This window comes from Cupriavidus basilensis, assembly GCF_000832305.1.
Classification (GTDB): Bacteria; Pseudomonadota; Gammaproteobacteria; order Burkholderiales; family Burkholderiaceae; genus Cupriavidus; species Cupriavidus basilensis_F.
Genome location: NZ_CP010537.1, coordinates 902,441 through 916,656, shown reverse-complemented (window position 1 = coordinate 916,656; position 14,216 = coordinate 902,441). Strand labels below are relative to the sequence as shown.

General features: G+C 67.7%; 13 protein-coding genes. 6 read left to right on the top strand and 7 right to left on the bottom strand.

Going from position 1 to position 14,216, the window contains the following annotated elements:
* Nucleotides 1–229: 229 nt before the first annotated feature.
* Nucleotides 230–637 carry a helix-turn-helix domain-containing protein gene (locus RR42_RS37915; protein WP_236702230.1) on the bottom strand — a complete coding sequence of 136 codons (408 nt, stop codon included), beginning with the start codon at nucleotides 635–637 and terminating at the stop codon, nucleotides 230–232.
* Between the two features lie 715 nt (nucleotides 638–1,352).
* Here RR42_RS37915 and RR42_RS24855 point away from each other — a divergent pair.
* The 6 genes from RR42_RS24855 to RR42_RS24830 all read left to right on the top strand — a co-directional run bounded on the left by RR42_RS24855 (nucleotide 1,353) and on the right by RR42_RS24830 (nucleotide 8,444).
* The gene (locus RR42_RS24855; RefSeq protein WP_043353891.1) at nucleotides 1,353–2,681 is read left to right on the top strand and encodes an MFS transporter; all 1,329 of its coding nucleotides are present in this window, start codon (nucleotides 1,353–1,355) and stop codon (nucleotides 2,679–2,681) included.
* 32 nt (nucleotides 2,682–2,713) lie between these two features.
* Complete coding sequence (locus tag RR42_RS24850; RefSeq protein WP_043353890.1) at nucleotides 2,714–3,634, top strand: alpha/beta hydrolase; 921 nt, start codon at nucleotides 2,714–2,716, stop codon at nucleotides 3,632–3,634.
* Nucleotides 3,634–4,689 carry a zinc-dependent alcohol dehydrogenase family protein gene (locus RR42_RS24845; RefSeq protein WP_043353888.1) on the top strand — a complete coding sequence of 352 codons (1,056 nt, stop codon included), beginning with the start codon at nucleotides 3,634–3,636 and terminating at the stop codon, nucleotides 4,687–4,689. The genes RR42_RS24850 and RR42_RS24845 overlap by 1 nt, the downstream gene beginning before the upstream one ends.
* Nucleotides 4,690–4,740: 51 nt before the next feature.
* Nucleotides 4,741–6,201, top strand: coding sequence for an aldehyde dehydrogenase (locus tag RR42_RS24840; protein WP_043353886.1), 1,461 nt, complete (start codon nucleotides 4,741–4,743; stop codon nucleotides 6,199–6,201).
* A gap of 145 nt (nucleotides 6,202–6,346) precedes the next feature.
* On the top strand, nucleotides 6,347–7,609 hold the full coding sequence (locus RR42_RS24835; protein ID WP_236702181.1) for a CaiB/BaiF CoA transferase family protein: 1,263 nt from the start codon (nucleotides 6,347–6,349) through the stop codon (nucleotides 7,607–7,609).
* Between the two features lie 34 nt (nucleotides 7,610–7,643).
* Complete coding sequence (locus tag RR42_RS24830; protein ID WP_043353882.1) at nucleotides 7,644–8,444, top strand: SDR family NAD(P)-dependent oxidoreductase; 801 nt, start codon at nucleotides 7,644–7,646, stop codon at nucleotides 8,442–8,444.
* 35 nt (nucleotides 8,445–8,479) lie between these two features.
* On the opposite strand, the gene RR42_RS24825 is transcribed toward RR42_RS24830, so the two are convergent.
* From RR42_RS24825 to RR42_RS24800, 6 genes are all read right to left on the bottom strand, one after another.
* The gene (locus tag RR42_RS24825) at nucleotides 8,480–9,634 is read right to left on the bottom strand and encodes a CaiB/BaiF CoA transferase family protein (RefSeq protein ID WP_043353879.1); all 1,155 of its coding nucleotides are present in this window, start codon (nucleotides 9,632–9,634) and stop codon (nucleotides 8,480–8,482) included.
* Between the two features lie 129 nt (nucleotides 9,635–9,763).
* Nucleotides 9,764–10,969 (bottom strand): CaiB/BaiF CoA transferase family protein, encoded by a 1,206-nt coding sequence (locus tag RR42_RS24820; protein WP_043353876.1) that lies wholly within the window; start codon nucleotides 10,967–10,969, stop codon nucleotides 9,764–9,766.
* A 6-nt stretch (nucleotides 10,970–10,975) separates the two neighbouring features.
* Nucleotides 10,976–11,995, bottom strand: coding sequence for a Bug family tripartite tricarboxylate transporter substrate binding protein (locus RR42_RS24815; protein ID WP_043353873.1), 1,020 nt, complete (start codon nucleotides 11,993–11,995; stop codon nucleotides 10,976–10,978).
* A 59-nt stretch (nucleotides 11,996–12,054) separates the two neighbouring features.
* Nucleotides 12,055–12,462 (bottom strand): Zn-ribbon domain-containing OB-fold protein, encoded by a 408-nt coding sequence (locus RR42_RS24810; protein WP_043353869.1) that lies wholly within the window; start codon nucleotides 12,460–12,462, stop codon nucleotides 12,055–12,057.
* A gap of 13 nt (nucleotides 12,463–12,475) precedes the next feature.
* On the bottom strand, nucleotides 12,476–13,690 hold the full coding sequence (locus tag RR42_RS24805; RefSeq protein ID WP_043357848.1) for a thiolase family protein: 1,215 nt from the start codon (nucleotides 13,688–13,690) through the stop codon (nucleotides 12,476–12,478).
* Between the two features lie 10 nt (nucleotides 13,691–13,700).
* Nucleotides 13,701–14,216, bottom strand: a complete 516-nt coding sequence (locus RR42_RS24800; protein ID WP_043353866.1) for a MaoC/PaaZ C-terminal domain-containing protein — start codon at nucleotides 14,214–14,216, stop codon at nucleotides 13,701–13,703.

The following is a 14,216-nucleotide window of genomic DNA, read 5'->3' as shown; positions in this document are numbered from 1 at the left end:
GCCACAGCCGTGCGCAGCTTCAGGTAGAACATGAAATAGGTGATGTTGCGCGCCGGTGGCCAATTTGCGCGACGCACGCGGGGGCAATTCACGCAGTCCTTCGCGCCATGTGCCCTTTCAAAGTACGGAATGGCTTCGGCCCGTACGTTGACGGCCGCTTGGCGGCCACTGGATCCTCACATTGCGGGACATACCGCAATTCCAGGAGCCATGACCATGAACAGTCCCGTCAGAACGGAGACAGCCATCGCCCACGGGCCCGACGCAACCAGCCCGATGTCGCGGGCAATCTGGGCCGCGTCGATCGGCACCATCTTTGAGTGGTACGAATTTGCCCTGTACGGCGCGCTGGCCTCGGTACTGGCGGATAAGTTCTCGCCCGGCTCCCCACGCGGCTGTCGAGCACGATCACATCGAGCCGGTCCCCCGTGCCGAGCACCACGTAGGTATCGGTCGCCTCGGCAACTCTGCGCATCTCGACGCTGGCCTCGCGCTGCACGGCCGAATCGGCAATAGCCGCGTAGCCGAGCGCCAGCGAGGCCGCCGCCAGCCGGTATTTGCGCCTCACCTCGTCAAGGTGCAGGTAACCCAGCGCCACCAGCGACTGCAGCAGCCGCGTCACCGTCGATGCGGGGATACCGGTTTCGTGCGAAATTTCCTGGTTGCCCAGCCACGTCTGCTCCGGGGCCGAAGGCGGCCAGCACTGCCAGGCCGCGGGCCAATGGCATCACCCTGATCCGGCTTTCCGCCGCAGCTGGATCGGGCGCGGGCCACGCCAGCCGGGTGCGTGGCTGGCTGCTCGATGGCCTCGCAGTCGTGTGCCGCAACATGGACTCCTCCGTGCCTGATTGCGCGTCCGGCGCCCGAACCATCACTCAGATACGGTGATGGCTTCCAAAATCCATCTGACAAACGTTGGGTAGATCTGGGAAGGAGAGCTGCGATGATTCCATGGAGTATGCCCCCATGGCGAACGCTCACGCCACGCCATGCGCACGCCGCATCCGCTACATACGACCAGCCCGCCTGCCGGTTCACCCCGCGCACTGCTTCCACATCGCCCCTCCGCATCGCCCCTCCACATCCCCCCTCTCGTGCCAACAGGCTTTCGGGTGGGCCGCCATGAACCAAGCGTAGGGCCTCCCGCTGCGCGCGCCAACTGGCCATTTCCGAAGCGCCGGTTCACGCGTCGCCCCCCCGACAGTTTCGTCTCGGCCGAATCGGCGCTTCGAGAAAGGCCAATTGGTTCGGCACTGGCACGACACTACCCTTCCGGTGGCGCGGTCACTACCCGACGCACACCGCACCCTGCATGGCGGCGGAACTTACAACAAGGACATCCAGGAGACAATGTGCAACAAGCAACACTGCCGGCTCGCAACAGCCTATTCGTGGTCATCTTGTGCTTTCTGACGATCGTGGCGGACGGCTACGATCTCATCGTCTACGGGGCCACCCTCCCGCGCCTGCTGGAAGAGCCGGGCTGGGGCCTGACGCCAGCGGCGGCCGGCATGATCGGGAGCTGGACGCTCGCCGGCCTGATGGTCGGCATGGGTGCGGCCGGCCCGCTCTCCGACCGGGTGGGCAGGCGCAACCTCATCATGGCCGGCGTGCTGTGGTTCTCCATCGGCTCCATCCTCTGCGCACTCGCCCCCTCGCCGTTCTCACTGGGTGCCGCGCGCTTTTTCACTGGCATCGGGCTGGGCGGCGTGGTGCCGTCCGCCGTGGCGCTGACGGTCGAGTACGCGCCTGCGAACCGGCGTCAGTTGTACAATGCGCTGACCTTGACGGGCTATTCCGTTGGTGGCGTCATCTGCGCGCTGCTGGCGATCACGCTGCTGCAGGAACACGGATGGCGCATGCTCTATGCGCTCGGCGCGCTCTACGCGCTGATCCTGCCGGGGATGTACCTGTGGCTCCCCGAGTCGGTGAGCTTCCTCGTCGAGCACGGTCGCATGGAAGAGGCGCGCATCCTGGCCGCCCGGCATTCGCTTGACCTGGAACGGATCATACGGGAGCAACGAGGCCAGGCCGTGCACGCGGCCGCCTCCGGCGCGCGCGGCTACCGGCTGCTGGCGACGGACGCAATGCGCACCTCGGCGCTGCTCTTCGCGCTGGTGAGTTTCTGCGTCCAGTTGATCGTCTATGGCCTGAACGCCTGGCTGCCGCAACTGATGCGCAAGGCGGGCTATCCGCTAGGGTCGTCGCTGCAGTTCCTGCTGGTGATGCAGTTCGGCGCCGTGGTGGGCATGATCGGCGGCGCGTTGCTGGCGGACCGGCTGGGCTCCAAACGAGTGATCATTCCGTTCTTCATGATCGGCGGACTGTCGCTGCTCGCGCTGAGCCAGAAGCTGGATCTCGGCTGGCTGATGCTCGCGGTGTTCGGCGCGGGTATCGGCTCCATCGGCACCACGACGCTGATCTACGGCTACATCGCCACGCACTTTCCGGCTTCGTGCCGCGGCTCGGCGCTCGGGGCGTCGCAGGCGTTCGGGCGGTTCGGCTCCATCCTCGGCCCGCTGATCGGCGGGTGGATCGTCGGCTCGAACCTCGCGCTGCACTGGAACTTCTACGCGTTCGTCGTACCCGCCGTCGTCGCGATCATGCTCGTGCCGCTGATCCCGAAGCCGGCACTGGAGCCCGACGCCACACCCGTTGCGGATTACCGTACCGCGGACTGAGTCCGCCATCTTCTTCGTCATGAGGTGAAACCATGAAAACCGTCAGCATCAAGCATCAGTGCTGGAATATCGCCGCCGATCTCCACTTCCCGCCGGACTTCGACGAGAGGAAGAAATATCCCGCCATCATCAGCGCCCATCCGATCGGTAGCTGCAAGGAGCAGACCTCGGGAAGCGTCTACGGCACCGCGCTCGCCGAGGCCGGCTTCGTTGTCATCGCGTTCGATGCCAGCTTCCAGGGCGCCAGCGGCGGCGAGCCGCGCTACATCGAGGATCCGACGCTACGCGTGGAAGACTTCCGCGTGGTCGCCGACTATCTCGTGACGCTCGACTACGTGGACGACCGCCGCATCGGCGTACTCGGCATCTGCGGCGGTGGTGGCTACTCCATCAATGCCGCCATGACAGAGCGCCGCATCCGCGCGGTGGGTACCATCACGGGGGTCAACTACGGCCGGCTGATGCGCGAGGGCTTCAGCGGCTACGATCCGATCGGCGCGCTCGAAGCGATGGCGCAGCAGCGCACCGCCGAGGCACGTGGTGCCACACTGCGCGTGGATGACCTGCTGCCGCCGTCGCCCGAGCAAGCGAAGCAGCGTGGCCTGACAGAGATCGACGTCTATGAGGCCACCGAGTACTACCGGACGCCGCGGGGGCAGAAGCCACACGGCGCCAACCGCTCGCTCTTTTCCCACCAGGGCGCCGCGACCGGATGGGATGCCTTCCATCTCGCCGAGGTCCTGCTGACGCAGCCGCTGATGGTGGTGGTCGGCGACAAGGTCGGTGCTTTCGGCGCCTACCGCGACGGCTGCGAGATCGTGGGCCGCGCACGCTCGGCGAAGAAGGAACTCGTCGTACTGGATGGCTGGTCGCACTACGACCTGTATGACAAGCCCGAGCCCGTGCGCAAGGCGCTCGACAAGCTGATCCCGTTCTACCGGGAACAGCTCTGATGCGCGGAATGATCTTCCGGGGCGCCCGCGAGGTCGAGCTGGCGCACTTCGACGATCCCACGCCCGGCCCCGGCGAGGCCGTGATCGAGATGAAGGCGTCGGGCATGTGCGGCACCGACCTCCACTACTACCGGCATGGCATGGCGGCATCGCTGGAGATGCTTGGCCTGAAGGACCGCATTGCGTCCGATCGGATTATCGGGGGGCACGAGCCTTGCGGCGTGGTGGCTGCGCTCGGCCCAGGCGTGGACGGAAAAGCGTTCCGCGTGGGCGACCGCGTGATGGTCTTCCACTACGAGGGCTGCCGCCACTGCGACCACTGCCGCACCGGCTGGACGCAACTCTGCGACCACGGCGCGCGCATCCATGGCGTGCTGGCGCATGGTGGCCATGCCGACTACATGAAGGTGCCGGTGTCGTCGCTGGTGCACTTGCCACAGGAAATGTCGTTCGCGGGCGGCGCCGCCGTGGCGTGCGGCACCGGCACCGCCTATGGCGCCTTGCTGCGGCTTGACATCAGTGCCCGCGACACGCTGGCCGTCTACGGCCTCGGCCCGGTCGGCCTGTCGGTGGCCCAGCTTGCCGCGGCGATGGGCGTCGAGGTGTTCGGCGTCGACATCAATGCGGCGCGCGTGGCCCGCGCGAAAGACTTCGGCGTGTCCCACGCGATCGACGCCACGCAGTTCGACCCCGTCTCCGAGATCCTGAAGCTGACCGGGGGCAAGGGCGCGTCGTGCGCGGTGGAGTGTGCCGGTGGCGAGCTGCCGCGCGCTCAGGCCGTACGCAGCACCAGGGTGTGGGGCCGCGTCGCGCTGGTCGCCGTGGGCGGCAACCTGGTGCTCGACGCGATGAAGGACGTGATCGGCAAGCAGCGGCTGTTGCTCGGCTCGTTCACATTCTCCGAAGTTGAGATGAAGGCTTGCGCCGGCTTTATCGCCAAACGCGGCATCGAGGTGGACCGGCTGTTTACCGATACCTGGCCGCTCGACCAGGCCGCGCAGGCCTATGCCCACTTCGACAGGCAGGCGGGCGGCAAGGGCGTGTTCCTGTTCTGACCCTGCCGTCCCTTTCACGGTTGCCGCTGGCCGGCAACGGAGATCCAACCCATGACGAACCGAACCATTGAACTCAAGCACCCGCGTCAGCTTTACATCGACGGCGAATGGGTCGAACCCTTTACCAGCGGCGTCTTCGACGTGCTGGACTGCTCAACGGAGCAGGTCGTCGCGACGGTTGCCCGCGCCGAGTCGTCCGACATGCAGCGCGCCGTCGCCGCCGCGCGCAGGGCATTCGACGATGGCCCGTGGCCACGCATGACGCCGATGGAGCGCGCCGCCTTCCTCGAGAGGATTGCCACGCGGCTCGAAGCCCTGAACGACGAGTTCGCCCGTATCTGGTCGCTGGAAACCGGCATTGTCTACCAGGTCGCGCAGCCGCGGATCGGGCTGTTCATCAGCGGCGCCTTCCGGCAGTACGCGGCGATGGCATCGACCTTCCCTTTCACGCAGCCGTGCCAGTCGGTCACCGGCAACGACGCATATCGCGTCTACGAGCCGGTGGGCGTGGTCGCAGAGATCATTCCCTGGAACGGTCCCGCAGGGTTGCTCGCCTACAAGACGGCGCCGGCGCTGCTGGCTGGCTGCACGCTGGTCATCAAGTCGCCGCCCGAGGCGCCATGCTCGGGCTACCTGTTCGCGCAGGTTTGCGAGGAAGTCGGGTTGCCCCCGGGCGTCGTCAACGTCATTACGGCCGAACGCGACGTGTCCGAGGCGCTGGTGCGCAGCCAGGACGTCGACAAGATCACATTCACCGGTTCGACCGCGGCCGGCCGCCGCATCGCGTCCATCGCCGGCGACCGCGTGGCGCGCGTGACGCTGGAACTCGGCGGCAAGTCGCCTGCCGTCGTCCTGGACGACTACGACGTCGAAACTGCCGCCGCCACGCTTGGCAACTCCTACTTCGGCTACAACGCCGGGCAGATCTGCCACAGCCTGACCCGCATCATCGTGCCGCGCGCGAAGCACGGCACGATGGTGGAGGCGCTGTCCGCCATCGCGCGGCAGATCGTGCTCGGTGACCCGCTCGCGGCGGAGACCACCTCCGGCCCCCTCGCCAGTGCCCGCCAGCGCGACACCGTCGAGCGCTTCGTCGCCATGGGGGTGGAGGAAGGCGCGGTGCTGGCGGCCGGCGGCAAGCGGCCGTCACATCTGGCGCGCGGCTTCTTCTTCGAGCCGACGGTGTTCGGCAATGTCGATAACCGCTCGAGCATCGCCCAGCAGGAGATCTTCGGCCCCGTGCTGAGCGTGATTCCGGCCGACGACGAGGCCAGCGCCATCCGCATGGCGAACGACACGCCGTTCGGCCTGAACGCCGCCGTCTTCACCAACGACCGTGAGCGTGCGCTCGCGGTGGCGCGGCAGATCCGCGCGGGCACCGTGGGCCACAATGGCCCGCGCACCGACTTCTCCATCGGCTTCGGCGGCTTCAAGCAGTCGGGCATCGGCCGCGAGGGCGGCGTTGAAGGACTGACCGCCTTCATGGAGTCAAAGACCATCGTGCTGGCCTGACGGTGGCGGCCAGCCGGAGCGGGCGAATGTCCACCGCCCGCTTCGGGCCGTCCGAATCGCAGCTTCGAAAATGGCAAGTTGGACGCGCGCCCCGAGCGCTCTACCCTTGCATCAAACCCATCCGGAAGATGCAAAGGAGACAGCCTTGAACACCGAAACCGGCCGCGCCACGGCGGCCACGCAGGACCAATGCCCCACCCCCGACCGCCCGCTCCAGGGCGTGCGCGTGCTGGCCGTGGAGAACTTCGTCGCAGGACCGTTCGCGTCGATGTGGCTCGCCGACGCGGGCGCCGAGGTCATCAAGGTCGAAGCGCCGGCCGGCGGCGACTTCGCGCGCAGCACCAGCCCCGTCAGGACGGCAGCGGATGGCAGCCCGCATGCGTTGTCGTTCCTGCGCACCAACCGCAACAAGAAAAGCCTGACGCTGGACCTCAAGCAGCCTGAGGGCAAGCGGCTGTTCCTAGAACTGGCCGCCGGCGCCGACATCGTGCTCGAGAACCTGCGCCCAGGCGTGATGGACCGCCTCGGCGTCGGCTACGACACCCTGCGCGCGCGCAACCCGCGCCTGATCTACGTTGCCATTTCCGGCTTTGGCCACACCGATGTGAAGCCGAGCCCTTACACCGACCACCCGGCGCTCGACATCGTCGGCCAGGCGCTCAGCGGCCTGATGTACCGTCCCGAGCGGCAGGACGACCGGCCGACCTATCTCGGCTTCTCGATGACCGACCTGCAGGGCGGCATTCTCGCCGCGCAGGGCGCGCTGCTGGCCCTGTACCAGCGCGAGCGCACCGGGCGGGGCAAGAAGGTGGACATTTCGCTGTACGACGCCTCGCTGGTCCAGAACGAGATCTCGGTCACCATGTACTCGGCCCTGCACAAGCCGCTGCCGCCGGGCGTACCCGCGGTGACGGCACCGTTCGGGCCGTTCCGCGCCAGCGACGGCCATATCGTCATCGCGGTGCTCGGCGAGCACATTTGGCGCCGCTTCTGCGAGGTGATCGGCAAGCCGGACCTGGTGGACGACCCGCGCTTCGCCGACGGCATTGCCCGCCGCAAGCACAGTGCCGGCCTTGATCCGCATATTGACGCCTGGCTCGCCACTCGCACGCGCGCGCAAGCCGTGGACCTGCTGCGCGCGGGCGGCGTGCCGGCGTCAGTGGTCAACGACGTGGCCGACCTGTTCGACTGCCCGCATGTGGCGGCACGCGAGATGCTGATGACGGTCCACGACCCAGTGTGGGGCCAGGTGCAGGTCGTCGGCAACCCGATCAAGATGTCGGACGTGCCCGAGCCCGAGGCTGGGGTGCCGCCGCGGCTCGGGGAACATACCGACGCCGTGCTGCGCGACTGGCTGCACCTCGATGCGCGGCAGGTCGAGGCGCTGCGCGCCGACGGCATCGTCTGACCGGAAGACAGCGAAACCCAGCAAGGAAACAGCAATGAAAAGTCTTGAAGGCAAAGTGGCAATCGTGACTGGCGGCACCGGTGGGATCGGCCGGGGCGTGGCACTGCAGCTCGCGGCGCGCGGGGCGCTGGTTGTCATCAGCGGCAGGAGCGCGTCAAAGGCCGACGCGGTGCTCGCCGAACTGCGCGAGGCCGGCGGCCAGGGCGACTTCATCGCCGGCGACGTCCGCGTGAAGGCCGACATGGATGCGCTCGCCGCCGAGGCCGCGCGCCGGCACGGCGGCATCGACATCGTGGTCGCCAATGCCGGCGGCAACGACGACGAGGCACGCCGCCCGGACGTGCGCGGCCCGTTTGGCGACATCGATCTCGCGCGCGTCTGCGCCGTGGTGGCGGAGAACACCGCCGCGAAGCTGCTGCCGGTGCAGTCGGCCCTGCCCTTCATGCGCAAGTGTGGTGGCGGCGCGGTGGTCTTCGTGACCTCGGAGGGCGGCCGCGTGCCGACGCCGACGCAGACCGCGGTGGCCACCTTTGCCGGCGGCCTGATCAGCGCAAGCAAGGTCCTGTCGAAGGAGCTGGCGCGCGACCTGATCCGCGTGAACTGCGTGTGCGTGACGGTGGTGCGCGACAGTCCGTCGTGGAAGGCCGCCTTCGAGCGCACCGATGGCGTGTCGGACCGGCACCGCAAGCAGTATGAGAAGATCATTGCCAGCAGCCCGCTCGGCGTGGCGAGCCCGGAGGATATCGGCCAGGTGGTGGCCTTCCTCGCCTCCGACGAGTCGCGCTACCTGACCGGGGCGACCGTCAGCCCGACCGGCGGACTGACGATTCACTGACGATACGCGGACGACTGGCCGCGCGGCCCGCCGCCTCACACGATGGCGCCGGCCGCGCGCAAGGCCGCGATGTCCTGCGAGCCGAAGCCCCAGTCGCCCAGCACCGCGTCGGTATGCTCGCCGGGGCGTGTGGGGGAATTCTGGATCGCGCCCGGCGTGCGGCTGAAGCGCGGGGCGGGCGCGGGTTGCACGACACCGTCCCGCTCGACGAAGGTCCCGCGCGCCCGCAGATGCGGATGACCGGGCGCCTCGGCCAGCGACATGACCGGCGCGAAGCAGGCCTCCCGTCCTTCGGCCAGCGCGCACCATTCGTCGCGCGTGCGCGTGCGGAAAATTTCCGCGAACCTCGCCCGCACCTCCGGCCAGCACGAACGGTCGTGCTGGTCCGGCATCTGCGCCTCATCCAGCCCGAGCACTTCCAGCGTATGGCGCCAGAAGCGCGCCTCATTGGAGCCGACGCTGATCCAGCGGCCGTCCCGCGTCTCGTAGACGTTGTACCAAGGCGCCCCCGAATCGAGCCGGTTGCTGCCGCGCTCGTCCTTCCAGTAGCCACTGGCGAACATGCCGTAGAAGAGCGTCATGAGCGAGGCGGAGCCGTCGACCATCGCAGCATCCACCACCTGCCCCTTGCCCGACCGCCGGCTTTCGAGGATGGCCGATACGACGCCGAGCGCCAGGTAGAGCGAACCGCCGCCGAAGTCCCCCGCCAGATTGAGCGGGATCACCGGTGGGCCGCCGCAGGTGCCGACCGCATGCAGCACGCCGGTCAGCGAGATGTAGTTGATGTCATGACCGGGCGCGTGCGCGAGCGGCCCGTCCTGGCCCCAGCCCGTCATGCGGCCGTAGACCAGCGCGGGGTTCGCCGCGAGGCAGTCTTCCGGGCCGAGGCCCAGCTTCTCGGCGACCCCCGGCCGGAATCCCTCGACTAGCGCGTCGGCCTGGCCGACGAGCTTCAGCACCGCATCCTTCGCTTCGGCTTTCTCCAGGTCGAGTACGGCGCTGCGCCGGCCGCGATTGAGCAGGTTGAAGCGCGGATCGCCGGGCTGACCGCCGTCGTGGCCGGGCGGACGGTCGATGCGGACGATGTCCGCGCCGAGGTCCGCGAGCAGCATGCAGCAGAACGGCACAGGCCCTATACCGCCCAGCTCAACGAGCCTGACACCCGCGAGCGGGCCCTGGGTTTTGCGCATCGTTTTGGTCTCCTCAAACGTTGAAACCCGGCTCGCTGGGACGAGCCGGGCCTGCATCGCGCGCCGCGCCGCCCCTTCGGGTGGCCGCGGTCACGCATTCGACGGTCATGGCGGTCATAACCGCCACTTCTACTGAGCTGCCCCCGCGTCGAACACTGCCTCGCCGCCCGACGACTGCGCCTCGCGCCGGCCGCGCCGCGACGCCATCAGCCTGTCGAGGTCCGCATTGTCCTCGCCAACGTCGCGCGCAGCCGACAGTGGTCCCGGCCGCCTGCCATTGAACAGCAGCGGCAGTCCGACCAGCGCCAGATCGTCCCCGGACGGCTTGCCGATGATGCCCAGCGCTCGCGTCTGTTCGTGATTGACCAGTTCGCTGGTAGTCTGCACAGGCGCACACGGCAGGCCGGCGGCGCCGAGCACTTCCTGCCAGTGCGCGCGGGAATACTCGGCAAGCCGCCCCCCGATCAGGGCATCGATCTGCGCCCGGTGGCGCAGACGCCCGTCATTGGTGGCAAAGCGCGGGTCGGTGGCCCACTCCGGCCGGTCCAGCGCGGCGCACAGGCGCGCGAAGAGCCGGTCGTTGGCGCAACTGACCACCAGATGGCCATCGGCCGTGTCGTACGCGCGGTGCGGCACGATGAAGCCGACGCCCGAACCATGCCGGCCGCCCGTATCGCCATCGGCGTTGTAGTTGGCGATGCCGACCGTCATCCAGGCGATGGCCGTCTCCAGCAGCGAGCTGTTGACGGTGGCGCCCACGTGCTTGCGCTGCCGCCGGCACAGCGCGGCGAGGATGCCGATGACCGCCCACATGCCGGCGCCGAAGTCGACGATCGACACGCCTGCGCGCACCGGCGCCTGCCCTTCCTCGCCGGTGATGCTCATGATGCCTGCAAAGGCCTGCATCAACGGGTCGTAGCCGGGCGCCTGGTTCAGCGGACCGACATTGCCGAACGCGCCTACCTCGCAGCAAACCAGTTCGGGCTTGGTCACGCGCAGGCTGTCGGGGTCCAGTCCGTATTGCGCGGCCGAGCCCGGGCGCAGGTTGTGGAAGAAGACGTCGGCGTGCTCGGCGATGAGCCGATGCAGCGTGCCAAGGTCGTCTGGGTCCTTGATGTCGAGGCTGATGAAGCGCTTGCCCTGGTTGATCGCATGGAAGGCGGCACCGCTGCCCTTCCACTTGCTCGGCCCCCAGCCGCGCGCCGAATCGCCCGTGGGGCGTTCGATCTTCCACACATCGGCGCCCAGCGCCGCAAGGATCTGGCCGGCGAACGGCGCCGAGGCGCTGTCGCTCAGTTCCACGACCACCACGCCATCTAGAGGAAGGTCACGCATGGCTGCTTACTCCGGCTTGTAGTTGAGTTCGGCGAAGAGGCCTTTCCATACCGAGACCTCTTCGTTCAGTTGCTGGGCGAACATGCCCGGCGACGAAGCCACCATGCTGCCGCTCAAGCGCGACTCCACCAGGCTCCTGAACTGCGCGTCCGCCGTCAGCGCGCGAAGATCGCGCGCGATCCGGTCCACCAGGGCCGGCGGCGTGGACTTCGGCACGAAGATGCCGGCCCACAGCAGCGGCAGGTAGCCCTTGTAGCCCACGGCCTCCGACAACGTCGGCACGTTGGGCAGGTCCGCATACCGCTCGGCGCTGATGGCGGCCATGGGCCGCAGCTTGCCAGCCTCCATCTGAGACTTCATCGAGCTTGGCGTGTTCACGAGAAATTGTGCATCATCGCGCATCACGGCCATGTTCATTGCCGTCACGCTGTTGAAGTCGATCGGTGCATATTTCATGCCGAGCGACTTGTTCAGCAGCGCCATCGTCAGGTTGAAGATCGACGTGCGTCCGGTGCCCGCGAAGAACAGGCCATCCGGATCACGCCGACTCAGGTCGACCAGTCCGCGCATGGTCTTCGCCCTGCCCGCGGTGCCGTCGTTGGCGGCCACCACAAGCTGGTAATTGATGACCTTGTACACCGGGACCAGGTCGGCAGTCGGGTCGAACTTCAGGTTCTTCGTGGTGAACTTCGGCAGGATCGAGCTTTGCGTGCCCAGCAGCAGCGTGTGCCCGTCAGTGGCGTTCACCACGTATTCGGTGCCGATCACACCGCCCGCGCCGGGCCGGTTCTCCACGATCACCGGCTGCTTCCAAATGCCTTCGAGCCGTTGCGCCAGCAGGCGCGCGAGCAAGTCGCCGCTGGAGCCGGCCGCCAGCGGAATAACGATGCGCACCGGGCGCGTCGGCCACAGCTCGGCCGCCGATGCCAGCCGGGGCAGCAGCATCGCCGCACAGCCGGCCACGCAGGCGACACCCGCCTTGCGTAGCCAGCGCCGCCGGTGATCCCGTTCACGGGGGTCTCTCATGGGTCTCCTCCTTATGTCTCTTTATGGATGTCTTGCCAGATGCCTTGCGCGGCGCAGCGTCAGGCTGCGGCAAAGACCGGCAGGCGTTGCCCGCCCCGCTCGATCAACCGCGCCGTCATGCGCGCGCCAATGCGCAACGTCTCGGGCGCTCCCTCGATCTGCGCGAACAGGTGGTAGCCCTCGTCCATCTCCACGAAACCCACCGTGTAGGGGGCAATCGACGAGAAGGCCGGCGTGGGCCCACGCATCACCGTGCTGAACGAATACAGCGTGCCGGTGCCCTTCGCCGCCTGCCACACAAGCTCATCGGCATCGCAATGCGGGCAGAACGAATGCGCCGGCCAGACCGCTTCACCGCAGCCGGTGCACCGCTGGTACTTCAACTGTCCCGCCGCCAGCCCTTCCCAGTAGGGTTGAGCGTCGAGCAACGCGTATGGCTGTGGCCAGCCGTCTTTGGTCTGGATCATCACGTGCTCCCGTTCAGGTTGTCGAAGACAGCAGCATCACGCAGCCGGCCGCCAGCATGCCGCCCGCGCCCTGCACGAGCACGGTCTTCGGCCTGCGCTTCGGCGCCGCGCCCAGCGGCTGGCCGCGCAACTGCCGCACGGCCTCGACGAGGCTGTCCATGTTGCAGGAGATGCCCGGCTGGCCGAACGACAGCCAGCCGCCGTTGGTATCGGTCGGCAGGTCGCCGTCGACGCCGGTGCGGCCCTCGCGGTACAGGTCGATCCCCCGGCCCTTCTTCGCAAAGCCCAGGTCCTCCACGACGATGGGCCCCATGTGCGCGAAGTTCACAGAAATCTGCGCCATGTCGATATCCCCGCGCGACAGCCCCGACATGTCGAATGCCTGGTTCGCCGCCGCGGCCGTGGCCGTATGCGTCAGGTTGGGCATGGGGCCGAGCTCGGGGAAGCGGCACGCACGCATGTTCATGCGATCCGTCAGGTATTCATGCGTCGTGGCGGACCCGTAGCCGAGCAGGTAGACCGGATCGGCGTGCATCGCCCGCGCCCGTTCCGGCGATGTGACTACCAGCGCGCCGCCAGTGCCGCCGCCCCACGTCGAGCACATCCAGCGCCGCAGCGGACTGGCGACGTAGGGCGACGCCAGCACCGTCTCGCGATCCACCTCCCCAAAGCGCGCCTTGGCCGCGTGCGGATGGTGAACGCCCCAGCGCTGGTTCGACACTGCCACGTCGGCGAGGTCGGCCTCGGTCAGATCGTACTCGTGCAGATACCGGCAGGCAGCCTGCCCGTACAGTGCCGGGATGATGGGGCCGTAGGGCACCTCGAACTGCGGGTCGGCGTCGGCTTCGGCTCCCATGGCGACGGCGTCGACGAACAACTCCGTCGCATCGCTCTGCAGGCACAACACGTACTCGGCTTGTCCGGCCGCGATCATCTCCGCGGCCACCGCCAGCGTCGCCGTGAGGCCGGCGCCGTGCATCGTGATCTCGGTCGTGCGCTTCACCGGCATCTGCATGTGCGAGATGAAGATGTTGCTCCACTGCGAGCGCTTGTCGGCCCAGGGCGAGCGGCCCGTGTAGACCGCATCGACCTGCTCCTTGCGGATGCCCGCGTCACGCAGCGCGCGCCGCGTGGCTTCGGCCGCAAGCTGAAGGGGGTCCTTGCGATCCTGCCGGGAGGCGTAGGCATCCCCCATCCCGACAATCGCGGCAACTGGCTTCGTCGACATCATGTCGCCCTCAAGCCGCCTTCAGTTCGGGCAGCGACGACGCGATCAGCGCGTCGAGGTCATCGCGCTTGCGCAACATCAGCAGGCTCCACTCGCCCTGCTGGAGCAGGTCGCCATTCTGGTTGATCGCGCTGATGCGGAACTTGATCACGCCGTATTTCTCGTCCTTCTCCTTCTTGCCGATGACCTCGCATACCGCGTAGATGGTGTCGTTGATGTACACCGGGTTGCGAAAGCGCATGTTGTCGATGCCGTAGTTGGCCTGGATGCCGAGGCCGAACTGGATCAGGCCGGTGACGATGGAATACGTCAGCGAGCCCTGCACCAGGCGCTGGCCGAAGCGGGTCTTCGAGGCGTAGTGCGTGTTGGAGTGGATCTCGATCCAGTTGCCCGTCAGCGCGCAGTAGTTGACCACGTCGGCCTCAGTGACGGTGCGCCCGCCCGAGCGGAAGACCTGGCCGATCTGGAGTTCGTCAAAGGTCTGGTCGATGCGGTTGTTGATGATGCGCTTGCTCGTGTCGCTCAT

Bases quoted from the DNA above. Each gene is read 5' to 3' on its own strand.
- RR42_RS24850 (WP_043353890.1), top strand. From the start codon at position 2,714: ATGAAAACCGTCAGCATCAAGCATCAGTGCTGGAATATCGCCGCCGAT.
- RR42_RS24845 (WP_043353888.1), top strand. From the start codon at position 3,634: ATGCGCGGAATGATCTTCCGGGGCGCCCGCGAGGTCGAGCTGGCGCAC.
- RR42_RS24840 (WP_043353886.1), top strand. From the start codon at position 4,741: ATGACGAACCGAACCATTGAACTCAAGCACCCGCGTCAGCTTTACATC.
- RR42_RS24830 (WP_043353882.1), top strand. From the start codon at position 7,644: ATGAAAAGTCTTGAAGGCAAAGTGGCAATCGTGACTGGCGGCACCGGT.
- RR42_RS24825 (WP_043353879.1), bottom strand. From the start codon at position 9,634: ATGCGCAAAACCCAGGGCCCGCTCGCGGGTGTCAGGCTCGTTGAGCTG.
- RR42_RS24820 (WP_043353876.1), bottom strand. From the start codon at position 10,969: ATGCGTGACCTTCCTCTAGATGGCGTGGTGGTCGTGGAACTGAGCGAC.
- RR42_RS24815 (WP_043353873.1), bottom strand. From the start codon at position 11,995: ATGAGAGACCCCCGTGAACGGGATCACCGGCGGCGCTGGCTACGCAAG.
- RR42_RS24810 (WP_043353869.1), bottom strand. From the start codon at position 12,462: ATGATCCAGACCAAAGACGGCTGGCCACAGCCATACGCGTTGCTCGAC.
- RR42_RS24805 (WP_043357848.1), bottom strand. From the start codon at position 13,690: ATGTCGACGAAGCCAGTTGCCGCGATTGTCGGGATGGGGGATGCCTAC.
- RR42_RS24800 (WP_043353866.1), bottom strand. From the start codon at position 14,216: ATGAGCGACACGAGCAAGCGCATCATCAACAACCGCATCGACCAGACC.